20 protein-coding genes are annotated in these 23,023 nt (G+C 66.4%); 16 read left to right on the plus strand and 4 right to left on the minus strand.

The annotated features are described in order from the left end of the window. Window positions 1-44: 44 nt before the first annotated feature. The 6 genes from FJ386_08615 (at window position 45) to FJ386_08640 (ending at window position 6,747) form a co-directional block, all read left to right on the plus strand. Window positions 45-1,718, plus strand: a complete 1,674-nt coding sequence (locus FJ386_08615; GenBank protein ID MBM3876764.1) for a peptide ABC transporter substrate-binding protein — start codon at window positions 45-47, stop codon at window positions 1,716-1,718. A 160-nt stretch (window positions 1,719-1,878) separates the two neighbouring features. Beyond that, window positions 1,879-2,796 carry an ABC transporter permease subunit gene (locus FJ386_08620; protein ID MBM3876765.1) on the plus strand — a complete coding sequence of 306 codons (918 nt, stop codon included), beginning with the start codon at window positions 1,879-1,881 and terminating at the stop codon, window positions 2,794-2,796. A gap of 154 nt (window positions 2,797-2,950) precedes the next feature. Beyond that, the gene (locus FJ386_08625) at window positions 2,951-3,829 is read left to right on the plus strand and encodes an ABC transporter permease (protein ID MBM3876766.1); all 879 of its coding nucleotides are present in this window, start codon (window positions 2,951-2,953) and stop codon (window positions 3,827-3,829) included. 3 nt (window positions 3,830-3,832) lie between these two features. Next, window positions 3,833-4,813: an ABC transporter ATP-binding protein gene (locus FJ386_08630; GenBank protein MBM3876767.1), complete on the plus strand. Its 981-nt coding sequence runs from the start codon at window positions 3,833-3,835 to the stop codon at window positions 4,811-4,813. Between the two features lie 150 nt (window positions 4,814-4,963). Next, window positions 4,964-5,968 (plus strand): ATP-binding cassette domain-containing protein, encoded by a 1,005-nt coding sequence (locus tag FJ386_08635; GenBank protein MBM3876768.1) that lies wholly within the window; start codon window positions 4,964-4,966, stop codon window positions 5,966-5,968. 221 nt (window positions 5,969-6,189) lie between these two features. Next, window positions 6,190-6,747 (plus strand): hypothetical protein, encoded by a 558-nt coding sequence (locus tag FJ386_08640; protein MBM3876769.1) that lies wholly within the window; start codon window positions 6,190-6,192, stop codon window positions 6,745-6,747. Here FJ386_08640 and FJ386_08645 read toward each other — a convergent pair. Both FJ386_08645 and FJ386_08650 read right to left on the minus strand, forming a co-directional pair. Then, window positions 6,704-8,242: a flotillin family protein gene (locus FJ386_08645; protein ID MBM3876770.1), complete on the minus strand. Its 1,539-nt coding sequence runs from the start codon at window positions 8,240-8,242 to the stop codon at window positions 6,704-6,706. The two genes, FJ386_08640 and FJ386_08645, sit on opposite strands and share 44 nt — an antisense overlap. Before the next feature lie 38 nt (window positions 8,243-8,280). Continuing rightward, a complete protein-coding gene (locus FJ386_08650) occupies window positions 8,281-8,841 on the minus strand; it encodes a hypothetical protein (protein ID MBM3876771.1) in 561 nt (186 codons plus the stop codon). 333 nt (window positions 8,842-9,174) lie between these two features. Between FJ386_08650 and FJ386_08655 the strand changes: the two genes are divergently transcribed. Beyond that, the gene (locus tag FJ386_08655; protein ID MBM3876772.1) at window positions 9,175-9,663 is read left to right on the plus strand and encodes a hypothetical protein; all 489 of its coding nucleotides are present in this window, start codon (window positions 9,175-9,177) and stop codon (window positions 9,661-9,663) included. A gap of 21 nt (window positions 9,664-9,684) precedes the next feature. Here FJ386_08655 and FJ386_08660 read toward each other — a convergent pair whose 3' ends face one another. Further along, window positions 9,685-11,130, minus strand: coding sequence for an N-acetylgalactosamine-6-sulfatase (locus FJ386_08660; GenBank protein ID MBM3876773.1), 1,446 nt, complete (start codon window positions 11,128-11,130; stop codon window positions 9,685-9,687). 107 nt (window positions 11,131-11,237) lie between these two features. Here FJ386_08660 and FJ386_08665 point away from each other — a divergent pair, with 107 nt between their 5' ends. The 5 genes from FJ386_08665 (at window position 11,238) to gcvH (ending at window position 16,927) form a co-directional block, all read left to right on the plus strand. Then, window positions 11,238-12,458 (plus strand): DUF2183 domain-containing protein, encoded by a 1,221-nt coding sequence (locus tag FJ386_08665; protein ID MBM3876774.1) that lies wholly within the window; start codon window positions 11,238-11,240, stop codon window positions 12,456-12,458. A gap of 5 nt (window positions 12,459-12,463) precedes the next feature. Beyond that, window positions 12,464-14,371, plus strand: a complete 1,908-nt coding sequence (gene recQ, locus FJ386_08670) for a DNA helicase RecQ (protein MBM3876775.1) — start codon at window positions 12,464-12,466, stop codon at window positions 14,369-14,371. Window positions 14,372-14,617: 246 nt separating this feature from the next. Then, complete coding sequence (locus FJ386_08675; GenBank protein MBM3876776.1) at window positions 14,618-15,334, plus strand: hypothetical protein; 717 nt, start codon at window positions 14,618-14,620, stop codon at window positions 15,332-15,334. A 37-nt stretch (window positions 15,335-15,371) separates the two neighbouring features. Beyond that, complete coding sequence (gcvT, locus tag FJ386_08680; protein ID MBM3876777.1) at window positions 15,372-16,517, plus strand: glycine cleavage system aminomethyltransferase GcvT; 1,146 nt, start codon at window positions 15,372-15,374, stop codon at window positions 16,515-16,517. A 20-nt stretch (window positions 16,518-16,537) separates the two neighbouring features. Further along, window positions 16,538-16,927: a glycine cleavage system protein GcvH gene (gcvH, locus tag FJ386_08685; GenBank protein ID MBM3876778.1), complete on the plus strand. Its 390-nt coding sequence runs from the start codon at window positions 16,538-16,540 to the stop codon at window positions 16,925-16,927. A gap of 298 nt (window positions 16,928-17,225) precedes the next feature. On the opposite strand, the gene FJ386_08690 is transcribed toward gcvH, so the two are convergent. Next, on the minus strand, window positions 17,226-17,933 hold the full coding sequence (locus tag FJ386_08690) for a hypothetical protein (GenBank protein ID MBM3876779.1): 708 nt from the start codon (window positions 17,931-17,933) through the stop codon (window positions 17,226-17,228). A 126-nt stretch (window positions 17,934-18,059) separates the two neighbouring features. Here FJ386_08690 and FJ386_08695 point away from each other — a divergent pair, with 126 nt between their 5' ends. The 4 genes from FJ386_08695 to FJ386_08710 all read left to right on the plus strand — a co-directional run bounded on the left by FJ386_08695 (window position 18,060) and on the right by FJ386_08710 (window position 22,985). After that, on the plus strand, window positions 18,060-19,451 hold the full coding sequence (locus FJ386_08695; protein MBM3876780.1) for a DUF1501 domain-containing protein: 1,392 nt from the start codon (window positions 18,060-18,062) through the stop codon (window positions 19,449-19,451). A 160-nt stretch (window positions 19,452-19,611) separates the two neighbouring features. After that, window positions 19,612-20,493, plus strand: coding sequence for a LysR family transcriptional regulator (locus tag FJ386_08700; GenBank protein ID MBM3876781.1), 882 nt, complete (start codon window positions 19,612-19,614; stop codon window positions 20,491-20,493). Between the two features lie 55 nt (window positions 20,494-20,548). Further along, window positions 20,549-21,970: an argininosuccinate lyase gene (gene argH / locus FJ386_08705; protein ID MBM3876782.1), complete on the plus strand. Its 1,422-nt coding sequence runs from the start codon at window positions 20,549-20,551 to the stop codon at window positions 21,968-21,970. 13 nt (window positions 21,971-21,983) lie between these two features. Further along, window positions 21,984-22,985, plus strand: a complete 1,002-nt coding sequence (locus FJ386_08710; protein ID MBM3876783.1) for a squalene/phytoene synthase family protein — start codon at window positions 21,984-21,986, stop codon at window positions 22,983-22,985. Window positions 22,986-23,023: the final 38 nt, after the last annotated feature.

Genomic DNA, 23,023 nt, shown 5'->3' on the forward strand with positions numbered 1-23,023 from the left:
GTTTGAACTTCACTTGCCCTTTCCTCGCGGCCATCCTCACGCGCATGAAACCACTGTGTTGGCTGGCCGCGGCCGCGTTGTCGCTGTCCGCCTGCTCGCCGAAGCAACCTTCCCCCGAACCCGCCCCCGGTTCAGGCACGGCCGCGCCCGCCAAGTCCGGCAAGGTCGAGCAAATCCTTCACAAGGGCAACGGCGCGGAGCCGGCGGACCTCGACCCGCAGATCGTCACAGGCGTCACCGAGCATCATCTCATCATGGCGTTGCAGGAGGGGCTCGTCATCGAGGATCCGAAGGACCTGCACCCCATTCCCGGCGTCGCCGAGAAGTGGGACATCTCGTCCGACGGCAAGGTTTACACGTTCCACCTCCGCAAGAACGCCAGGTGGTCCAACGGCCAGCCCGTCGTGGCGAAGGATTTCCTCGAGGCCTACAAGCGCATGCTCACGCCGTCACTCGCCTCGCAGTATGCCTACATGCATTTCGTGGTGAAGAACGCCGAGGCCTTCAACAAGGGCACGCTCACGGACTTCTCGCAGGTCGGCTACGCCGCGCCGGACGACCACACGTTCAGCCTCACCCTCGAATCGCCCACGCCCTATCTGCTCTCGCTCATGTGCCACACGTCGTGGCTTCCCGTGCACGTGCCCACGGTCGCGAAGTTCGGCGACCCCTACCAGCGCATCACGATGAGCAAGGACGGCAAGGGCGGCGCGCAAGGCAACAAGTGGACCCGCCCCGGCAACTACGTCGGCAACGGCCCGTTCGTCCTCGCCGAGTGGCGCGAGAACGAAGTCATCATCGTCAAGCGCAGCCCCACCTACTGGGACGCCGCGACGGTGAAGCTCGACGCGATTCACTTCCACAGCATCACGAGCCAGGAGACCGAGGAGCGCGAGTTCCGCGCCGGCAACCTGCACATCACCGAGACACTGCCGCTCTCCAAGATCGACGTTTACAAGAAGGAAAACCCGGCGTTGCTCAAGATCGACCCGTATCTCGGCGTCTACTTCTACCGCATCAACACCACCAAGCCGCCGCTCAACAACCGGCGCGTGCGCCGCGCGCTGGCGATGACCGTGGACCGCGAGTCCCTCGTGAAATACGTGACCAAGGGCGGCCAGCTCCCCGCCCACAGCCTCGTGCCGCCCGACACCGCCGGCTACAACGGCACCGCGCGCGTGCCGACGGACATCGCCGCCGCGAAAAAACTGCTCGCCGAGGCGGGCTTCCCCGACGGCAAGGGCCTGCCCCCCATCCAGCTCCTTTACAACACCCAGGAAGCCCACCGCATCATCGCCGAGGCCATTCAGCAGATGTGGAAGAAGAACCTCGGCATCGAGGTCGAGCTGCTGAACCAGGAGTGGAAGGTCTATCTCGATTCGCAGCGGACGATGAACTACCAGATTTGCCGCGCCGGCTGGATCGGCGACTACAACGACCCCAACACCTTCATGGACATGTGGCTCAAGGACGGCGGCCAAAACGAAACCGGCTGGACGAATCCCGAATACGACCGCCTCGTGCGCGCGGCCGGGGCCACCGGCGAGCAGGCGAAGCGCTACGAACTCTTCCAAAAAGCCGAGGCCATCCTGATGGACGAATGCCCCATCATCCCCATCTACTTCTACACCCGCGTCCACCTCCAGCGCCCCAACGTCAAAGGCTGGTATCCGACCATCCTCGACAATCACCCCTACAAGTTCGTGTGGATGGAATGACCGCGGCGCGGCATGACCCACCACCAAACCCGAATGACGAACGAAGCCCGAATGACCGGTGGGAACGGTCGGCGGCTCGCACGGCCCGCGAACCTTCACTCACCATGGGCCCTTCGCCATTCCTTCGTCCGTTGTCCGCCGGCCTTCGTCATTTCCTGAGATGTTCCGCTTCATCCTCCGCCGCGTGCTGCAGACCATCCCGGTCCTGTTTGTCATCGCCACGCTCACATTCTTCATGCTGCGCTTCGCGCCGGGCGGCCCGTTCACCCAGGAGAAAAGCCTGCCGCCGGAGATTGAGGCGCGACTCCGCGCCGCGTATCGCATGGACCAGCCGCTCTGGAAGCAATATGTCCTCCAGCTCGGCGACTGGTGCCGCGGCGATTTGGGCGTGTCCACCAAGCACCTCCAGAAGAGCGTCTCCGAGGTCATCGCCAAGCACGCGCCCGTGTCCGCGCAGCTCGCGGTATGGGCGCTGCTCATCGGCCTGGTGATCGGCGTGCCCGCGGGCGTCATCGCCGCCTACAAGCCGAACACGGCGACGGATTACATCCCCATGTCGTGCGCGATGGCGGGCATCTGCGTGCCCACGTTCGTGCTCGGGCCGCTGCTCGCGCTCACGTTCGCGCTGGGGTTGAAGTGGTTCGACCCCTCCGGCTGGAACGAGCCCCGGGACATGGTGCTGCCCGCGCTCACGCTCGGCGCGCATCTGGCCGCCTACATCGCGCGGCTCACCCGCGGCGGAATGCTCGAGGTGATGAGCCAGGACTTCATCCGCACCGCGCGCGCGAAGGGCGCGAACGCGCGGCGCATCCTCGTGAAGCACGCGATGCGCGGCGGCTTGCTGCCGGTCATCTCGTATCTCGGCCCGGCGGTGGCGGGGCTCATCACGGGCTCGTTCGTGGTGGAGACGGTCTTCAACATCCCGGGCCTCGGCCGCTACTTCGTGGGCGCGGCGTTCGACCGGGATTACACGATGGTCACGGGCACGGTGCTGTTCTACGCGGTGCTGGTCATCGGCTTGAATACGGTCGTGGACATCGTGCTCGTGTGGCTCAACCCAAGGCTGCGATTGGAATGAAACCGGAAGAACCACGAATGGGAAGGACACGGATTGCACGGATTCACACGGATTCAATCCGTGCCAATTCGTGGAATCCGTGTCTGCCCTTCGGCTCATCCGATTCGTGTCCCCTCGTGTCCCTGCGTGGTATCCCCTTTTCACGACTGACGTGATGCCCACAGCCGAAACAACCGAGATCGAATCCGGGTCGTCGCTCGGCCACGACGCGTGGCTGCGGTTGCGCAAGAACCACATGGCCACCGCGAGCTTCATCGTGCTCGCGCTGCTGGCGCTCGCGTGCTTCCTCGGGCCGTTCGCCAGCCCCTACACTTACGAGGGGCAGGACCTCGCCCTCGGCGCGTCGCCGCCCAGCGCGAAGCACTGGCTCGGCACCGACCAACTTGGCCGCGACCAGTTCACCCGCCTCCTCTATGGAGGCCAGGTGTCGCTCCTGGTCGGCCTCGCCGCCACCATGGTCGCGCTGCTCATCGGCGTGCCCTACGGCGCGGTGGCCGGCTACTTCGGCGGGCGCGTGGATGCCTTCCTCATGCGCGTCGTCGACATCCTCTACGCGCTGCCGTTCACGATCTTTGTGATTCTGCTGATGGTGATGTTTGGGCGGAGCAAATACCTGCTGTTCGCCGCCATCGGCGCGGTCGAATGGCTCACGATGGCGCGCATCGTGCGCGGGCAGGTGCAGGCGTTGAAGAAACAGGAGTTCATCGAGGCCGCGCAGGCGCTGGGCTTGCGCCGGCGGCGGATCATCCTGCGCCACATGGTGCCGAACGTCCTCGGTCCCGTGATCGTGTATGCCACACTGCTCGTGCCGGCGGTGATGCTGCTCGAGGCCTTCCTGAGTTTCCTCGGACTCGGCGTGCAACCACCGGACAGCTCGTGGGGCATGATGATCAAGGACGGCGCGGACCGGATGGAAGAAAACTGGTGGTTGCTGATATTCCCCGGCGCGACGCTGGCCATGACGTTGTTCTGCCTGAACTTCCTCGGCGACGGCCTGCGCGACGCGCTCGACGTGCGGGCGTCGAAGGACTGACTCATGCCCCTGCTGGAAGTCCAAAACCTCCGCACCGCATTCCACACGCGCAACGGCATCGTGCGCGCGGTCGATGGCGTGTCGTTCAACGTCGAGAAGGGCGAGACGCTCGGCATCGTCGGCGAGAGCGGCTCAGGCAAGTCCGTCACCTGCTACTCCATCATGGGCCTCGTGCCCCAGCCGCCGGGACGCATCGAGGCCGGCCTCGCGCGGTTCGACGGCGCCGACCTGCTCGCGATGCGCGAGGCGGACCTGAACCGCATCCGCGGCAGACGCATCGCGATGATCTTCCAGGACCCGATGACGTCGCTAAACCCCTACATGCGCGTCGAGGACCAGATCATCGAGCCGCTGCTCATTCACGAGCACACGCCGCGCGCCGAGGCCGTGAAACGCGCCGTGAAAGCCCTCGAAGACGTCGGCGTGCCCGACGCCGCCCGGCGCATCCGCGGCTACCCGCACGAATTCAGCGGCGGCATGCGGCAGCGCGTGATGATTGCGATGGCCCTCATCACGCGGCCCGAACTGCTCATCGCCGACGAGCCGACCACCGCGCTCGACGTGACCGTGCAGGCGCAGATTCTCGAGCTCATCACCAAGATGCAGCGCGAACTCGGCACCGCGGTCATCTGGATTTCGCACGACCTCGGCGTGGTGGCGGGCTTCTGCCAGCGCGTGCTGGTGATGTATGCCGGGCGCATCGTCGAGAGCGGACCGACCGCGCGGCTCTACGCGCACCCGCAGCACCCCTACAACCGCGCCTTGCAGAAATCCATCCCCGCGCTCCAGAACAAGGGCAGCGAACTCTACACCATTCCCGGCATGCCGCCCGACCTCTCGAAGCCCGTCGCCGGCTGCGCCTTCGCGCCGCGATGTGAATTCGCCGCAGACGCCTGCCGCGTCGGTGAGATGACTCTGAATGAAATCGCGCCCGGCCACGCGACGGCGTGCGGGCGGGTGATGCGAAGCGAAGTCAAACTCTGAGACCACGAATGCACACGAATGGACACGATGGCAGAAGGTGGGGCCGGTCGCGCAACAGGCCGCCGGTCGCAGCGCGACCGGCGCCACCTAACGCTTTCGCTCTCCAACTGAATTCGTGTTCATGCGCGGCCACTCGTGGCTTCCATTCCCATGACTGACCCCTTCCTCGAACTGCGCGAATTGAAGACCCACTTCCCCGTGGAGCGCGGGCTGGTGTTCCGCCGGCGCATCGGCACGGTGCGCGCGGTGGACGGCGTGTCGCTCGCGCTCGCGCGGGGCGAAATCCTCGGGCTCGTCGGCGAGTCGGGCTGCGGCAAGTCCACGCTCGGCCGCACCCTCCTGCAACTCATCCCGCCGACGGAGGGCACAGTCGTGCTTGCCGGGAAGAACCTGAGCAGCCTGGACCGCACACAACTCCGCAAGGCGCGCGCCGATTTCCAGATGATCTTCCAGGACCCCTACGCCTCGCTCAATCCGCGCATGACGGTGTTCGACGCGCTCGCCGAGGCGATTCAGGCGCATCGCAACGTGCCGGCTGCGGAGCTGCCAGCGCGCGTGTCTGCGCTCATGCAGAAGGTCGGCCTCGCGCCGCGCTTCATCCGCAAGTATCCGCACGAGTTCAGCGGCGGACAGCGCCAGCGCATCGCCATCGCGCGCGCGCTGGCCGTCGAACCGAAGCTGCTCGTCGCGGACGAACCGGTCTCGGCGCTGGACGTTTCGATCCAGGCGCAGATCATCAACCTGCTCGCGAAGCTCTCGCGCGAGATGCAGCTCACGCTCATCTTCATCTCGCACGACCTCTCGGTGGTGAAGCACATCAGCGACCGCATCGCCGTGATGTATCTCGGACGCATCGTCGAACTCGGCCCGGCGGCCGAGGTCTTCGAGAAACCGCTGCATCCCTACACGCGCGCGCTCGTCAGCGCAGTGCCGATTCCCGACCCCGAGCGCGAGAAGTTGCGCCAGCGCATCCTGCTGCCGGGGGACCCGCCTTCGCCGATGAACCCGCCGGCCGGATGCGCGTTCCATCCGCGCTGCATTCACGCGGCCCCCGAGTGCGGCCGGCAAACGCCGGCGCTCGTGGAGTTCCGCTCCGGCCACCAGGCCGCGTGCATCCGGCTCGAGGAGATTCACGGCGCGGCCAAGCCGGCCTGACGCGAAGGCGCGCGGGCAAAGTTTTGGACGGCGGGGAGAGACCACAGGGGCTTCGTCCAAACTCACACCTCCCTGAAGAGTTGCTGGAAGAAACCCTTCACTGGGGAACGCCGCCAGCATGACCACCGTGCCGCGCGCCAGCAATCCACCCGATTGCCTACACAAAAATACTGAGCGGCCCTGCAGGGGAGTGCGCAGTGGCGGTATTGCATGGCGAACCAATGCCGATTCGCACGGTCCAGGTTGTTCTGAGCATCGCTGCCCTGCTCGCTGCGGGCGGAGCGAGATCAGCCGAGCCCGCGGCCAAACTGGAGCGCGGCGCGCCTGCTTCAACCGTGCGCGCGGTGGTCGTGAAGTATTGCGCGGACTGCCACGGCGCGGATGCGTCAAAAGGGGGGCTGAATCTGGAGAAGTTGCTGCCCGACGACTTGGCCCGGCACTCCGACGCGTGGGGAAAAGTCATCCGCAAGCTGCGCGCCCGGCACATGCCGCCCATCGGCAAGCCGCGTCCGGACGAAGCGACCTTCGATGCCGTCATCGCCGCGCTGGAGCAACCACTCGACCGCGCGGCGGCCGCGCAGCCAATGGCCGTGCCGGCATCTGGCGGGGTTGGGCTGCCGGTTCGCGTCGAGCATGGCTTTGCCGCGACGATTCATGCAGGGTCAATGCCCAGCAGTAACACAACCAGAATGAAACCCGCGTTCATAAGGTTCCGCGGCGCGAGGACAGTCTGCGTCAGCCTTGTTTGCTCGACTCGCCCTTCTCCATCGCCTTCTTGAGCGCGGGCACCTGTTCGAGCAGTTTCTCGAACTTGATGCCGGTCAAACTCTCCAGCACGGGCGGGAGCTGGCTGATGATCTGCGTCACGTCGCCGGTGAGCTTGCTCGCGCCGCCGCCGGGGCCCGAGCCGCTGTTGATGATGACGATCTTCTCGGTCTTCGACAGCGGCTCGCTGATCTTGCCCGCGACCTCGGGCATGACGCGCACGATCATCTCGATCACCGCCGCCTCGTTGTATTGCTTGAAGCTCTCGGCCTTCTGCTTCATCGCCTCGGCCTGCGCGCGGCCCTGCGCCTCGATGATGGCGGCCTCGGCAAGACCGCGCGCCTTGTTCGCCTCGGCTTCGGCAAGGCCGGTGGCCTTCGCCACGTCGGCGCTGGCAAAGCCCGTGGCTTTCGACGCGGACGCCGCGCCGGCGGCCTCGGTTTCGAGCTGGAAGCGCCGCGCGTTGGCAAGCGTCTCGACCTTGTAACGCTCGGCGTCGGCGGGTTTTTGCACGTTCGCCTCGAGTTCGCGCTGCTTGCGGAGGATTTCCTGCTGCTGGAGCTCGATCTGCTTCTGCTTGGCGATGATCTCGACCTGGACTTCCTCGGCCTTGACGAGCTGGCCGGTCTTGTATTTCTGCAGGTCGTAGGCGAGGTCGGACTCGGCCTTCTTCTGGTTCACCGCGGCCTGATACTGCGCGACGTTCGACTGATAATCGCGCTGGGCCTCGGCGATCTTGGTGTCGGCGGCGAATTTCGCCTCCTGCCCGGCCTGCGTCGCCTGCGAAGACTTGATCATCGCGTCCCGGTCGGCCTCGGCCTGGGCGATCTGCGCGTCGCGCTTCACCTGCGCGATGCGCGGCTTGCCGAGGGCGTCGAGGTAGCCCTGCGTGTCGCGGATGTCGCGGATGGTGAAGCTGACGATGCCCAGGCCCATGTTGGCCATGTCGCCCGCCGCCACTTCCTGCACCTTCGAGGCAAAGGCGTCGCGGTTCTGGTAAATCTCCTCGACGGTCATCGTGCCGAGGATGGCTCGCAAATGGCCCTCGAGCGTCTGCATCGCGACGTTCTTGATTTCGTCCTGCGTCTTGCTCAGGAACTGCTCGGCCGCGGTGGCGATGGAGATGTCGTCGCCCTTGATCTTGATCTGCGCGACGCCGTCCACTTTCACCGGCACGCCCTTGCTCGTGTAAACTTCCGGCGTCTGGACATCAATGGTGAGGAGTTCGAGTGAGATGATGTCCACCTTCTCCAGCACGGGCCACACGAAGGTGCCGCCGCCCTTCTTGATGCGGAATCCGCGTGTGCGCTGCACGCCGTCGGGGTCCACGTAACTGTGCTTACGACCGGAAGCGACCAGCACTTCGTTCGGGCCAACCTTCGTGTAGCGGCTCAGAAACGTCAGGAAGGCTACGCCGAAGACTACGACAACAACGATGCCGGCTCCGATGGCGAGACCGCTCTTCATCAAGTCACCGAACTGGGCGAGGACGGGGATGGGGATCATCATGGTGTGTGGATTTCAGGTTTGGACCGCTGGGAGTTGGTTCAGCCGGCCTTGACGAAACACTGCCCGGCGACGATTCGCGTTATGGTGACTGGCCGACCGGCCGGAACCGGCTCGCCGTGTTCGGTGCGGGCGGCCGCGGTGTAACGCGTGCCGGCCTGGACATAGGCGATTTCGCCAACACCATGTTCCGGAATCGGCGAGATGACGGTCGCGGTCATTCCCGCGAGCGTCGAGACGTGCGATTCGCTGGAACTTTCCGAGTGGGAAAAAATCTGCCGCATGACGAACAGCAGCACCGCCGCCATGACCCCGGCGCCAAGCGCGGCGAGCGGCGCGCTGACCATCGGGGCCTGCGTGGCCTCGAATTGGTGGAGGATGATGCCGAGCCCGCCAAACGCCGTCACAAAAGACGCAATGATGGTCGGGCTGAACATGGACACGCCCGGCGCATCGCTGCCATCGGCTCCCGCCTCCGCGTGCCCGCCACTGCCGGTGACGTGTCCCTCGCCGCCTCCAAACAGATGCCCCATCAACGCGCAGCCGAGCACAAATGCCGCGCCAACAACGAGGCAGAAGAGATAGATGAAAAAAGCTGCCATGCGCTCAAGTGCCGCGTCGGTTGTTGTCCGCAGTAAACGGTTGCATCGTCAGTCAAGCAAGCCCGAAAGAGTCTGGACCATCGCCTCGGCCGCGAGTTCCACACAGCTGCCAGCGTTGTCGGCAAGCCACTCGCAAGCCTGTTCCCACCACGACGGCCGACCGTCGAGCCCGTCGCCGGGAGGTTGGAGTGGCAGCGGATGGTTCACGCGACTGCGCGGAGTCAACACCGGGCAGGCGGACATCTCAGCTACAAGTTCGCGGCGTGATTGTAGGTGGATGTGAGGGCCGCTCGCGGTTTGTCTTCAGCCGTTGCGCCGTGCTAGTCTCGCGCCATGCAATCCCACGAGCTGCTCCGGGAAATCATCCGCGACGGCAACGCCAAGCAGCTTGCCGCCGACACGAACCTCTCGCTCTCGATGATCTACAAGTGGGCCGAGCCGCCGTCCGACGAGAGCGGCAGCGGCTCGGCCAACCCGCTGGACCGCGTCGAGCAGCTTGTGCGCAGCACGGGCGACGCCCGGCCGGTGCAGTGGATTTGCGAGCGCGCGGGCGGGTTCTTCATCCGCAATCCGAAGACGACCCACGCGCATCCGGACTACCTCATCCCGGCGACGAACGAGATTCTGCAAGAGTTCGCCGACATGCTCGCAGTCATCGCGGAGTCCGCGTCCGACAATCACATCAACAAGACCGAGGCGAAAGCCATCCGCGGCCGGTGGGAGGAACTCAAATCCGTGACGGAGACGTTTGTGCAGTGCTGCGAGAACGGGAACTTCGCGCCCTTGAAGGAGCCGGGCGCGCTCGGGCTCGGCCGCAAGTGACGAGGCCGCCCGCGCGCGCGGTCACTTTCCCTTCTTCTTCCCCTTCGCCGACGGCGTCGCCGCGGGTGGGGCGGATTTTCCCGGCCACGGGTAGTCATTTTTCCCGGCGCCGGGATCGATCGGGCCTTCGGGCAGTTCCTTTTTCCAGGCGAGGACTTTGTCGGAGAGCCGGGCGACGACCTCGGGATGCTTGTCGGCGAGGCTGTTCACCTGCATCGGGTCGCGCGGGATGTCGAAGAGCTCGACGCGGCTGCGGTCGGGGTTCATCAGGAGTTTCCAATCCCCGTCGCGGATGGCGAGTTGCGGGCTGCGGTTGAGGGCGGGTCCCGCGACGTTGAAGCGCCACTCCCACATCAGCGGGCCCGAGCGCGGGCGCGACCTGCCGGCGAGCACGTCGCTGACGTCCTCGCCGTCGAGCTTGTGCGCGGCGGGCACGGGCACCCCTGCGAGCTTGCAGACGGTCGGCAGGAAATCGGCCCCGGCGACGACGGCCGAATCCTCGACGCGGCCGGCCGGGACTTTGCCCGGCAACCGGACGAGGAACGGCACGCGCACGCCGCCCTCGTAAAGGCTGCGCTTGCGCCCGCGAAACGGCCCCGGCGAACCGACGCCGCTGTGGCCCGCATTCTGGATGGCGATCTCCTCGGGTCCGTTGTCGCTGCTGAAAAAGACGGCGGTGTTTTCGGCAAGCCCGCGCTGCTGCAACCCGTCGAGCAGGCGGCCGACTTCCCGGTCGAGGTCCGCCACGCTCGCGTAGAAGATCGTGCGCGCGCTCTTGTGCGGGATGTTCGGGTTGCTGAGGCGCTCGAACGGCTCGAGTTGCTCGGGCGTCGGGTTCAGCGTCGCGTGCGGGACAAGCGTCCACAGTTGGAGGTAGAAGGGCTTGTCGCGGTTGGCATCCATGAACTTCAACGCCTCGTCCACGAACAGCGCCGTGGACTTCGCGCGGAAGTAAGGCTCCTCCCGCAACACGCCCGCGCCGCCGCGCTCGCCCGTGCCGACGAAGTCGAACCCATACGCGCCGGGCTCGGGGCCGCCCGAGTTCGAGCCGAGATGCCATTTGCCGATGTGCGCCGTCGCGTAACCGGCGGACTTGAGCAGGCGCGCGACGTTCGGCACCTGCGGGTCGAGAAACTGCGACATGCCGCGCGCGGTGTTCTGCTCGGGCGTCGCGTAGTGCCCGTGAATCTTGTGCCGCGCCGGATACTGGCCCGTGAAAAACGCGCACCGGCTCGGCGAGCACACCGAGCCGCAAACGTAGAACTGCGTGAACAGCGTCCCCTCACGCGCGAGCCGGTCGAGGTTCGGCGTGCGAAGGACCGTGTTGCCGTAACAACCCAGGTCGCCCCAGCCGAGGTCGTCGGCGAGGATGAAGATGACGTTCGGCTTCCGCTCCGCCGCGGGTGCGGGCAGGGGCAGCAGCGCGAGCGTGAGCGCGGACGCGAGGGCGGACAGGAGACGTTGCATGGTGCTGGTGTAACGCAGCCGCGCACCGGCGTCGAGCGCGGGCGCGGCTTTGCAGGTTTTACTTTCTTGCCGCTTTGCCGGGGCTATAACTCCGCGCAACCACCTTCATGCGCATCCTCATCGCCACCGTCACCGCGGGCGCGGGAGTCGCTGCGGTTCACTGCCGCCCTGCCACACGGCGGACGACTTCGATGAGCATGAACAACCACTCCGCGGCACCCGCACGAGTCGCCCCGGCAAGACCCGCTGGGCAGCGCGTCCCGGCCATCGTTGCGCTGCTGGTGAGTTTGTCCGCGACCGCCGCGACGCCAGCGCTCAAACCCGGCGAGCAGGTCTTCTTTTTCCCAACCATCGCCCGCCCCGTGACCAACGGCGCGTGGGAAGTCCGGATTCACGGCTGGGCGTTCGAATACGAGCGGCGCCCGCTCGGCGTGCCCGTGCTGCGCAAGTCGCTCGGCCTCGACGACGAGATGGACGGCGACGCGGACAAGGCGCTGTTCGCCACGCGCGCGCGGTGGTTTCTCACCGACAACGAGCGCGGCAAGCGGGTGACCGTGCAACTCGGCGAGCGGCAGGTGCCAATGCCCGTCTCGCAACCCAACGGACACTTCTCGACGAACGTGCTGCTCTCCGTCCCGGAACTCGCGCGACTGCGCGACTCGGGCGCGCTCGCGAACAACGTGCTCCACTTCCGCGCGGTGCTCGGCCCCAAGGACACGCGCGACTTTGCAGGCACGGCCGTGCTCGTGGGCGCCAGCGGCATCACGGTCGTGTCGGACATCGACGACACGATCAAGGTCACCGAAGTGCGCGACCGCAAGGCGACGTTGCGCAACACGTTCGCGCGGCCCTTTCGCGCCGTGGACGGCATGGCCGCGGCGTATGAACGGTGGGGGCGCGAGGCCGGCGTGGCATTTCACTACGTGTCAGCGAGCCCGTGGCAGCTCGCTCCCGGCCTCACGGAGTTTGCGCGGTCCAATTCGTTCCCCGCCGGCACGTGGCACCTGAAGGCCTTTCGCTGGAACGACGAGAGCTTCTTCAACCTGTTCCAGTCGCCCGAGGCCTACAAACTCGGCGTGCTCGAACCGTTGGTGGGCCAGTTCCCGGGCCGCACGTTTGTATTCGTCGGGGATTCGGGCGAGAAAGACCCGGAGATTTACGCGACGCTTGCGCGCAAGTTCCCCGGGCAGACCGCGCGAATCTTCATCCGCGACGTGACGGGCGAGTCCGCCGACGCGCCGCGATACAAGGACGCGTTCGGGGGAATCCCGCGTGGGAAGTGGAGCGTGTTCACCAACGCGGTGGAGCTGCCCGCGACGTTGCGTTGACTCCCGTGCCCGCTGAATCCGCCGAACTGCTCGCGCCGCTGAAGCAATACTTCGGCTTCAGCTCGTTCCGCCCGTTGCAGGAGGAGATCATCCGCGACTCGCTCGCGGGGCGCGACGTGTTCGCGCTGCTGCCGACAGGCGGCGGCAAATCGCTCTGTTTCCAACTCCCGTCGCTCGTGCGCGGCGGGCTCACGGTTGTCATCTCGCCGCTCATTGCGTTGATGAAGGACCAGGTGGACGCGATGCAGGCGGGCGGCGTGCCGGCGACGTTCCTCAACTCCTCGCTCGGCCCCGGCGAGTCGCGCCCGCGGCTGCGCGGGCTGCACAACGGCGCGTTTCGCCTGCTCTACGTCGCGCCCGAGCGGCTGATGCTGCCGGGCTTCCTCGACGACCTGCAGCGGTGGGACGCGCGGCTGTTCGCGATCGACGAGGCGCACTGCATCAGCGAGTGGGGACATGACTTCCGGCCCGAGTATCGCCAGCTCTCGACGCTGCGTGGATTGTTCCCGAAGGTCCCGTTCATGGCGCTCACTGCGACGGCGACGGAGCGCGTGCGCGAGGACGTCGTGAAGCAGCTCCACCTGCGCGACCCGCGCGTGTATGTCGCCAGCTTCAACCGGCCGAACCTCACCTACCGCGTGCAGGCCAGGAGCGGCGCCTACGAACAGGTGCTCGACTTCATCCGCGCCCGGCCGCGCGAGAGTGGCATCGTCTATTGCCAGTCGCGCAAGACCAGCGAGAGCGTCGCGGTGAAGCTGAATGCGGATGGCATCCCCGCCGCGGCGTATCACGCGGGCCTTTCGCCCGGGGAACGGACGAAGCATCAGGAACTGTTCCTGCGCGATGAAGTGCGCGTGGTGTGCGCAACCATCGCTTTCGGCATGGGCATCAACAAGCCGAACGTCCGCTTCGTCATCCACCATGACCTGCCGAAGAACATCGAGGGCTACTACCAGGAGACGGGCCGCGCGGGACGGGACGGACTTCCCGGCGAGTGCCTGCTGCTCTTCAGCGCGGGCGACGTGGTGAAGCAAAAGGGTTTCATCGAGGAGAAGGCGGACGCGAGCGAGCGGCAGATCGCCCGTGAGCAGTTGCAACAGATGGTCCATTACGCGGAGATCGCCGAGTGCCGCCGCGCGTCGCTGCTCGATTACTTCGGAGAGGACTTCGCGGCGACGAACTGCGGCGGCTGCGACAACTGCCTCTCGCCGCGCGCGACCTACGACGGCACGCTCGCGGCCCAGAAGCTGCTCTCGTGCGTGTATCGTGTGCGCGAGCGGACGAGCTTCGGCGTCGGCATCAACCACATCATCGAGGTGCTCACCGGCGCGGACACCGACAAGATCCGGCGGTTCGGGCACTCGCAGCTTTCCACTTACGGCATTGGCAGGGATACCGGCCGCGCCGAGTGGGGCGCCATCGGACGCGAACTCATCCGTCTCGGCCTGCTCGCGCAGACGACGGACAAGTATCCCGTGATCCAGCTCACCGACGCGGGACTCGCGTTTCTCAAGGAGCGCAAGACCATCCAGCTCACGAAACCCGTCACCGCGCCGGCGAAGCCCGAGCGTCACGTCGGCGGGATCGCGTGCGACGAGGCGCTGTTCGAGCGGTTGCGAGCGCTGCGCAAGCGTCTTGCCGACGAGCGCGGCGTGCCGCCCTACATCGTGTTCTCCGACGTGTCGCTCCGGCAGATGGCGCGGCTGTATCCGCAGGGCGAAGGCGAGTTCACGCGCATCAGCGGCGTGGGCGAGAAGAAGCTGCGCGAGTTCGGGGCGGCCTTTCTGGGCGAGATCGCATCGCACGTTGCGGCGAACCCGCGCCAGATCTTCGCCGACGATTCGTTCGCCGACCCGGCGCCATCCGCGGCCACAACGCGACCGACGTCGAGGCGGGCGAGCCGCTCGACTTGAACCAGCTCCCCACACCCGCCCAGCAACGGGAAGTCGCCGCGGCGTTCAACAAGTTCGGATGGGGAAACACGGCGGACGGGCGCGAGTCGCTGGGGGGCACCTCGACCATGGACGTCTGCAGATTTTCCGCGCGATGCGGCGGCGTGCCTGAACCGGGTCAGCGCAAATCAATGTGGCGGGGCGAATCACGCCTTTACTCCCTCCTTGGGTTCTCCCATCCTCCGACCGTCCTTTCCGGCAGCGACTATGGCCAAGCAAATCGTCGAGATGCCCATCACGGCGGCGAAGATGGAGCTGCCCGACACCAAGACCATCCACCTCAAGTGGCCGGATGGGTACGAGGTGGACTTCAAGACGGGGCAATTCATCACCCTCGCGTGGCCGGACACACCCGCCTACAAGCGCGCCTACTCGCTCAGTTCGTGCGCGCTGGAGCGCGGCTTCTACGAGGTGACCGTGAAGCGCGACGGCAAGATGGGCACGCGCATCGCCGACTGGGCGAAGGTCGGCGACACGATGCTCGTGTTGCCGCCCGCGGGGAAGTTCCTGCCCGTGTATGAGCCGCAAAAGCACCTGCTGTGCATCGCGGGCGGCAGTGGTGTGACGCCGTTCCGCGGCTTCGTGCGCGAGGCGACACGCCGCAAGCTCGCCACGCGCATCACCATCCTCTACAGCGTCCGCACGACGAACGACATCATCTTCAACGCCGAGTTTCTCGAATTGGAGCAGCAGAATCCGAACTTCAACTTCTACGTCACTTGCACGCGGCTCCACGAGAAGGACCCGTGGCCCGGCCGCCGCGGCCGCATCAACGCCGACTGGGTCAAGGAGCACGTCCACGACGCGGCGAACACCGTCTTTTACGCCTGCGGCACGAATGAACTCGTCGAAGCCACCGAGCGCCTCGTGCTCGAGGAACTCAAGCTCCCGAAGGAGCAGATGAAGACCGAGAAGTGGGGATGAGTCTGCCGCTGGCCTTTCGCGGGCGTTAATCACAAATCTGATGCCGCAAACGCTTAGACGCACTCCCCTCTTCGCCGCGCACCAGCGCGCGGGCGGCAAGCTCATCGAATTCGGCGGGTGGGAAATGCCCGTCCAGTATTCCACCATCACGGACGAGCACCTCTGCGTCCGCCGTGGCGCCGGCATCTTCGACATCTCGCACATGGGCGAGGTCATCATCCGCGGTCCGGCGGCGGAGGCGTTCCTCAACGCCACACTCACCAACGACGTGCGCAAGCTCGTCGTCGGCCTCGGCCAATACACGCTGATGTGCAACGAGCGCGGCGGCGTGATTGACGACCTCTACGCCTACCGCCTCGGCGCCCGGGAATACCTGCTCATCATCAACGCCTCGCGCATCGAGCCGGATGTGGTGTGGCTGCAAGAGCGCCTCGGGGCCTTCCCCCGGCACGCGGACGTGACGCTCGCCAATCTCTCCGACCACACCGCCGCCGCCGCCATCCAGGGGCCGAAGACGCCCGGCCTGCTCGACCAGCTTTTCCCCGCCGCGTCCACCGGCGGCACGCCCGTCGCAAAGCCGAGCGAGCTGAAGAAGAACCAGATTGCGCAGTTCACCTTCAATGGTCAGTCCGTCTGCGTGGCGCGCACCGGCTACAGCGGCGAAGACGGCTTCGAAGTCATCACGCCCGCGACGCTCATCGAGGCCGTGTGGGACAGGGCGCTGAACCTCGGCCACCCATTCTGCCTCCAGCCCTGCGGCCTCGGCGCGCGCGACACGTTGCGCACGGAGGTCTGCTACCCGCTCTACGGCCACGAACTGGACGAGCACACGACGCCCATCGAAGCCGGCCTCGGCTTCTTCGTCGCGCTGGACAAGGGCGATTTCACCGGCCGCTCCATGCTCGCGGAGCAAAAGGCAACCGGAACGAAAAAGAAACTCGTCGCGTTCAAGATGACGGACAAGTCGCCGCCGCCGCGTCCGCACTACGCGATCTGGACCGACGGCACCGCCGTCGGGGAGGTGGTCAGCGGCACGCAGAGTCCGTCGCTGAACATCGGCATTGGCATGGGCTACGTGCCGCCGCCGTCCGCCAAAGTGGGCGGCAGGATCGAGATCGAGATTCGCGGGCGCCGCTTCGCCGCGGAAATCGTGAAGAAGCCGATTTACAGCCGCGCGGCGTGACCGCACACTCCGCGCCCGACATGAGCACGCAAGTTCCCGCCGACCTCCGTTACGCCAAGTCGCACGAGTGGCTCCGCGTCGCGGGCGAATTCGCGACCGTCGGCATCACCGACCACGCGCAGCACGAATTGACCGACGTCGTCTTCGTCGAGTTGCCCGGCGTCGGCCGCTCGCTCAAGTCCGGCGAAGCCTGCGCCGTCGTCGAATCCGTCAAGACCGCGAGCGACATCTACGCGCCCGTCAGCGGCGACGTGGTGGAGGTGAACAAAGCCCTTGAATCCAACCCCGCGCTCGTAAACACGGAACCTTACGCGGCCGGCTGGTTCTTCAAACTCAAGCTCGCGAATCCCGCCGAGGTTTCCACCCTCCTGAACGCGGATTCGTATCTCGCCCAGATCAGCGGCTCGTAGCCGGTTCGGGCAGCTCACGTCGCGTCCAGCACGCTGTTCGCCGTCAGGGCCCCAAACACGTCTTCCCGCGACGGTCCGGTCGCGCGGACCGCGCCACGGGCGCGACGGCCGAGGCGGCGGCGCTGCTTGCGGAATCCGCGGACGCCGTCCACGCGCTGGATGTGGATTCAAACTTCGAGGCGGTCGGGCAGTATTACCGCGCGTCCGGCCCCCCCGAAAGACGAGGAGGTCGTGCGATTGCTCTCGGGACAAGCCGGCCAGGAATAGTCCGGGCGTCCGCTGCGGCCAACCGGCGGCTTCAACATCCCGGCTGCGCCGCGCGCCCGGTTGCGCTGCGTTCCGACGGTTGCGGCAGCTTGCGCGGCGGCTTCGCAGGCAGCAGCGCGTCACGCGCGATGCTGGCACCGACCTTGAAGGCAACGGGGATCAGCTTGGCGCGCAGGTCCTGCTCCGACTTGATCTCGACGATGACCTGGTCCTCGACGCCGAGCCGATACGGGCGCGGCTCCGGCGACCGGCGCAGGTCCGTGAGCAGCAGGCGGCCGAGTGTGAGGCTGAGGGTGTCGATGCCGTCGAACTGCAACTTGCGTTCCCGCGGCTTCATTCCGAGTCGCTTGCCGAGCGCGTCAAAGTTGGACGCGCCATCGAGGGCGCTCACGATGTGCACCTCCGCGAGGTTCACGCGGAGCAGTTTGAAGTGCAGCCGGTCCGCGCGCAGCGCGACGGGGTCGAGTTCGAGGCGAAGCTCCGGCAGGTCAATCATCGGGCCGCCGCCGAACTCCGCGGTGTTGTAGAACACGAACTTTTCCATGATGAGTTCGCGCTTGCGCAGGCCGATGGACAGGCGGCCGATCCTGACCTCATGCCCGGTCTCCTCGCGAATGCGACGCTCCACGAAGGCACGCGTCCAGTCGTCGAAGTTCACCGCGACGGTGACCACGAAGAGGACGAGCACCGCGACGGCCACGAGGCCGAGGCGCAGCGTCCATTTCCAGACCGGTTTCATGCCGTGTGGATACCACCCGCGGGCAGGCGGAACAACAGCGGACTGGCTTGGCGCCGCGCGAAACATTGCCTTTTCGCATCGCGCCCCGTTGTGCTACAGAACGGTGGATTTCGCATGAACCGGCCGATGCCAACGTTCGCGGGCGCGGGCTTCCGCGCGGCGCAGCTTTCGCGCCGGCACCTCATCAGGGTCGGCGGCATGGGCATGCTCGGGCTCACGCTGCCGAAGATTCTCGCCGCGGCCGAGCGCAAGCCCGGCCCGAAGGCGCGCGCCAAGTCGGTCATCTTCCTCTTCCAATGGGGCGGGCCGACGCACATCGACACGTTCGACATGAAGCCCGACGCGCCCGAGGGTTATCGCGGCCCGCACCGGCCCATCGCGTCGAGCGCCGATGGCATCCAAGTTTCCGAGAAGCTCCCGCGCACCGCGAAGGTCATGGACAAGGTCACGCTCATCCGGTCCATGCACCACTCGATGAAGAACCACAACTCCGCCGGCTACATCGCCCTCACGGGCCAGCCCCCGCCGACGGACGACCAGCGCCTGCGCGATTCGCTCTCGCTCCATCCCGCGTATGGGTCGGTGGTGGACAAGCTCGCGCCCGGCCCGTCGGGCGTGCCGACGTTCGTCGCGTATCCGCACGTCATCACCGACGGCTCCGTCACACCGGGCCAGCACGCGAGCTTCCTCGGCAAGGCGCACGACCCGCTGCTCATCTTACAGGACCCGAATGCGCCGGACTTCGCGCTGCCCGAATTGAGCCTGCCCTCGAACCTCCCGCTCGAACGCATCGAGGCGCGGCGCGAAATCCAGAAGCTCATCGACCAGCAGGCGCGGCTGCTCGACCACTCACCCGCCGCGAAGGGCCTCGACCGCTATTACGACCGCGCGCTTGGCATGCTCAACTCCACGCGGCTCCGCGAGGCCTTCAACCTTTCCGCCGAACCGCAGAAAATCCGCGACAGTTACGGCCGCACCACCTACGGGCAGGGCTGCCTGCTTGCCCGCCGGCTCGTCGAGGCGGGCGTGAAGTTTGTCACGGTTTACTTCGACTCGACCATCGGCGGGCGCACGACCGACTCGGGCGGCTGGGACACGCACGGCTTCGACAACACGCGCATGTTCCCCATCATCGAGAAGCGCCACCTGCCCATCACCGAGCAGACGCTGCCGACGCTGCTCACCGACCTCGACCAGCGCGGACTGCTCGACTCCACGCTCGTGGTCTGGATGGGTGAATTCGGACGCACGCCCAAGATCAACGCGAACATCAGCCGCGACCACTGGCCACAGTGCTACACCGCGCTGCTCGCGGGCGGCGGCGCCAAGCGCGGCTACGTCCACGGCGAATCCGACAAGACCGCCTCGTATCCCGTGAAGGACCCGGTCAAGCCCGACGACCTCGCGGCGACGATTTATCACCTGCTGGGGATTGATCCTCACGCGGAAGTCTTCGACACGGCGAACCGCCCCTTGCCCATCTCCTCCGGCAACCCCGTCATGGGCGTGGTCGGCTGACGACTCCGCGCGGCCGGTTCCCGCCGGCGGGACGAACCCTGTCGACCCGAGAACGTCAGACTCCCCAACGACAGGGGGCGCAATCACAGCGGAGAGTGTAACGCAACTTGCCGGACGGGCGTGAATCGCTAATCTGAATGCGCCATCGAGAAAACTGCCCATGCTCAACATCCATCACCTCGAACTCTTCTACTACGTCGCGCGCCACAAGGGCATCAGCGAGGCGGCGCGCCGCATGCCCTACGGCATCCAGCAACCCGCCATCAGCGGCCAGATCATCCAGCTCGAGGAGCACCTCGGCGTGACGCTCTTCCAGCGCCGGCCGTTCGAACTCACGGACGCGGGCCAGCGGCTGTTCGCCTATATCGAGCCGTTCTTCGCCGGCCTCGACACGATTGAGGTCGAGTTGCAAGGCGGCGCCGTCCACCAAATCCGCATCGGCGCGGCGGCGATGGTGCTGCGCGATCACCTGCCGCACTTCATCCGGAACGTCCGGCGGAAGTTTCCAAAACTGCGGCTCACTCTGCGCGAGGGCTATCAGCCCGATCTCGAGGAGTGGCTTGCGAAGAACGAGATCGACCTCGCGGTGACGTTGCTCAGCGGACGAACCTTTGCCGGCGTGAGTTCGGCCGGCCTGCTCAAACTGCCGCTGGTGTTGCTCGTGGAAAAGAACAGCCGCATCCGGGCCGCGGACGACCTGTGGTCACGCGACCGGATCACCGAGCCGCTCGTGGCACTGCCCGCGAGCGAGACGATCTGCAAGAATTTCCAGGCCGAGCTCGGCCGGCGGAAGATTGACTGGTTCACGAGTGTCGAGGTCAGCTCGCTCGAGCTGGTCGAGACGTATGTCGCCAGCGGCTTCGGCGTCGGGCTCTCGGTCGCCGTGCCGGGGCAGAAACTTGCGCCCGGCGTGCGCGCCCTGGCACTCGCAGGATTCGAACCCGTGGAGGTTGGCGCGCTCTGGCGCGGGAAGCTGCTGCCGGTCTACAAGGAGTTCGTGGACGAAATGCAGCGGCGGGTGAAATCCCTGGCCGCGGGATGAAACGCCGTTTCAGTAGTGACTTTGATGCGCTTGCCCCGCAGATTCCCCCCGCAGTTTGAGCATGAAAAAGCCCTCTTCCAGCCCCGCGCCGGTCTCGCGCAGCGGACGCTTCGCCGGCGGGCCGGGCGCGGATGCGGCGGAGTTTTCCGAGTCCATTTCCTTCGACTGGCGGCTGTGGAGGCACGACATCGCGGGCTCCATCGCCCATGCCACGATGCTTCAGAAGATCGGCGTGCTCTCGCGCGCCGAACGGTCCGCCATCGTCCGCGGGCTCAGCCAGATCGGCCGCGAGATCGAAGCCGGGAAGTTCAAGTGGAAGTCCGCGTTGGAGGACGTCCACATGAACATCGAGGCGGAACTCACGCGCCGCGTCCCGGCGGGCGCGAAGTTGCACACGGGCCGCTCGCGCAATGACCAGGTCGCGCTCGATGTGCGGCTCTGGCTGCGCGACGAGATCGTCCACCTCTCGCTCGAAGTCCGGCGGCTCCAGTCGGCGCTGGTCGGCCTGGCCGACGCGAACCGCGAGGTCGTGATTCCCGGCTACACGCATTTGCAGCGCGCGCAACCCGTCTATCTCGCGCACCACCTGCTGGCCTTCGTCGAGATGCTGTGGCGCGACTGCGAGCGGCTGGCCCACTGCTTTGGGACCGTCAAAATCTGCCCCCTCGGAAGCGGTGCGATTGCCGGTTCGACGCTGCCGCTGGATCGCGAACACGTCGCAAGGCTGCTTGGCTTCACCGATTCGAAGGGCAGGCCGCAGATCACGCAAAACTCGATGGACGCCGTGAGCGACCGCGACTTCGTCGTGGAGTTCTGCGCCGCGGCGGCGTTGATCGCGGTTCACTTGAGCAGGCTGGCGGAGGACGTGATCCTGTGGGCGACGAGCGAGTTCAACTTCATCAAGATCGCGGACGCCTACACGACCGGGTCGTCGCTCATGCCGCAAAAACGCAATCCCGACGTGGCTGAACTCGTGCGCGGCAAGTCGGGACGCGTCATCGGCAACCTCGTCTCGGTGCTCACGCTGTTGAAGGGGCTGCCGATGACCTACAACCGCGACTTGCAGGAAGACAAGGAACGGCTCTTCGACACCGCCGACACCGTGCGCGCGTGCGTGCGGCTGATGGCGGCGATGCTCCGCCACACGACAGTGAACGCGGTCGCCTGCGCGCGCGCCGCCGGCGACCCGGGAATGCTCGCGACAGACCTCGCGGATTATCTCGTGCGCAAGGGCGTGCCGTTCCGGCAGGCGCATCACGCGGTCGGCGCGGTGGTCGCGCTCGCGGAGAAGTCCGGCATGGCGCTCAACCAGGTTTCGCTCACCCAGCTCAAGTCCGTGGATGCGCGGTTCGGCGACGATGTGACCGGGCTTTTCGACGTGCGCCGCGCGCTCGCCGCCCGCGAGATCACCGGCGCGCCCGGCCCGAAGGAAGTTCGCCGCCAGCTTGCGCGATGGAAGCGGTTGTTGTCCGGCTAGCGGACGTCCTCGCATGGAGCATCTCCGCCCCGAATTGCTCACGGACATCCTCAAAGGCGTCTCGCGCTCGTTCTACTGGACGATGCGCGTGCTGCCGCTGGACATCCGCCCGCAAATCAGCCTCGCGTATCTGCTCGCGCGCGCCACGGACACCATCGCGGACACCGGCCTCGTGCCGGTGCCGGAGCGGTTGGACGCGTTGCGGGCGTTGCGCGGGCGAATACTCGGCGAGTCCGCGGCGCCACTCGACTTCGGTGCGCTCGCGTCGAATCAAGGCAGCCCGGCCGAGCGCGTGCTGCTCGAACGCGCCGAGGAGGCGCTCTCGATTCTTCCCCAGTTCAGCTACTCCGACCAGCAGCGCATCCGTGAGGTGCTCGACGTCATCACGGGCGGGCAGGCGCTGGACTTGCAGCGCTTCGGCGGTGCGAGCGAGAAGCAAATCGTCGCGCTGCAAACGGACGCGGAACTCGACGACTACACGTTTCGCGTCGCGGGCTGCGTCGGGGAATTCTGGACGCGCCTCTGCCGCGCGCATCTCTTCCCAAACGTGCCGGTCAACGAGGCTGAATTGCTCGCGAACGGAGTGCGTTTCGGCAAGGGCTTGCAACTGGTGAACATCCTGCGCGACCTGCCGCGCGACCTCCGCGACGGGCGCTGCTACATCCCCGCCGAGCGGCTTGCCTCGGCGGGACTCGCACCCGCGGACTTGCTCAGCCCGGCAAACGCGCCACGGTTCAACGCGCTTTATCACGCGCACCTTGACGTCGCGGAGGCGCATCTCGTCGCGGGCTGGAGTTACACGAACTCGCTGCCGCGCTTGTGCGCGCGCGTCCGGCTCGCGTGCGCGTGGCCGGTCTTGATCGGATTGCGCACGCTGCGCCTGTGCCGCAAGGCGAACATCCTCGACCCGCATCAACGCGTGAAGGTGAGCCGCGGCGAAATGCGCGGGCTCGTCGCGCGCACCGTCCTGTTCTATCCGTGGCCGGCGGCGTGGCGGAAACTGGCGGCGGATTGAGCCGACGAACAGCGGTCGAAAGCCGGTTCGCCGCTTAT

The organism is Verrucomicrobiota bacterium, assembly GCA_016871675.1.
In the GTDB taxonomy this organism is placed as follows: domain Bacteria; phylum Verrucomicrobiota; class Verrucomicrobiia; order Limisphaerales; family VHCN01; genus VHCN01.

What these genes read in the sequence shown, in the direction of transcription:
- FJ386_08665 (MBM3876774.1), top strand. Translation starts at nt 11,238, where the DNA reads ATGCGCATCCTCATCGCCACCGTCACCGCGGGCGCGGGAGTCGCTGCG.
- FJ386_08700 (MBM3876781.1), top strand. Translation starts at nt 19,612, where the DNA reads ATGCTCAACATCCATCACCTCGAACTCTTCTACTACGTCGCGCGCCAC.
- FJ386_08660 (MBM3876773.1), bottom strand. Translation starts at nt 11,130, where the DNA reads ATGCAACGTCTCCTGTCCGCCCTCGCGTCCGCGCTCACGCTCGCGCTG.
- FJ386_08625 (MBM3876766.1), top strand. Translation starts at nt 2,951, where the DNA reads ATGCCCACAGCCGAAACAACCGAGATCGAATCCGGGTCGTCGCTCGGC.
- FJ386_08640 (MBM3876769.1), top strand. Translation starts at nt 6,190, where the DNA reads ATGCCGATTCGCACGGTCCAGGTTGTTCTGAGCATCGCTGCCCTGCTC.
- FJ386_08635 (MBM3876768.1), top strand. Translation starts at nt 4,964, where the DNA reads ATGACTGACCCCTTCCTCGAACTGCGCGAATTGAAGACCCACTTCCCC.
- FJ386_08690 (MBM3876779.1), bottom strand. Translation starts at nt 17,933, where the DNA reads ATGAAACCGGTCTGGAAATGGACGCTGCGCCTCGGCCTCGTGGCCGTC.
- FJ386_08615 (MBM3876764.1), top strand. Translation starts at nt 45, where the DNA reads ATGAAACCACTGTGTTGGCTGGCCGCGGCCGCGTTGTCGCTGTCCGCC.
- FJ386_08645 (MBM3876770.1), bottom strand. Translation starts at nt 8,242, where the DNA reads ATGATGATCCCCATCCCCGTCCTCGCCCAGTTCGGTGACTTGATGAAG.
- FJ386_08630 (MBM3876767.1), top strand. Translation starts at nt 3,833, where the DNA reads ATGCCCCTGCTGGAAGTCCAAAACCTCCGCACCGCATTCCACACGCGC.
- FJ386_08655 (MBM3876772.1), top strand. Translation starts at nt 9,175, where the DNA reads ATGCAATCCCACGAGCTGCTCCGGGAAATCATCCGCGACGGCAACGCC.
- FJ386_08650 (MBM3876771.1), bottom strand. Translation starts at nt 8,841, where the DNA reads ATGGCAGCTTTTTTCATCTATCTCTTCTGCCTCGTTGTTGGCGCGGCA.
- FJ386_08695 (MBM3876780.1), top strand. Translation starts at nt 18,060, where the DNA reads ATGCCAACGTTCGCGGGCGCGGGCTTCCGCGCGGCGCAGCTTTCGCGC.
- FJ386_08620 (MBM3876765.1), top strand. Translation starts at nt 1,879, where the DNA reads ATGTTCCGCTTCATCCTCCGCCGCGTGCTGCAGACCATCCCGGTCCTG.
- gcvH (MBM3876778.1), top strand. Translation starts at nt 16,538, where the DNA reads ATGAGCACGCAAGTTCCCGCCGACCTCCGTTACGCCAAGTCGCACGAG.
- FJ386_08675 (MBM3876776.1), top strand. Translation starts at nt 14,618, where the DNA reads ATGGCCAAGCAAATCGTCGAGATGCCCATCACGGCGGCGAAGATGGAG.
- FJ386_08710 (MBM3876783.1), top strand. Translation starts at nt 21,984, where the DNA reads ATGGAGCATCTCCGCCCCGAATTGCTCACGGACATCCTCAAAGGCGTC.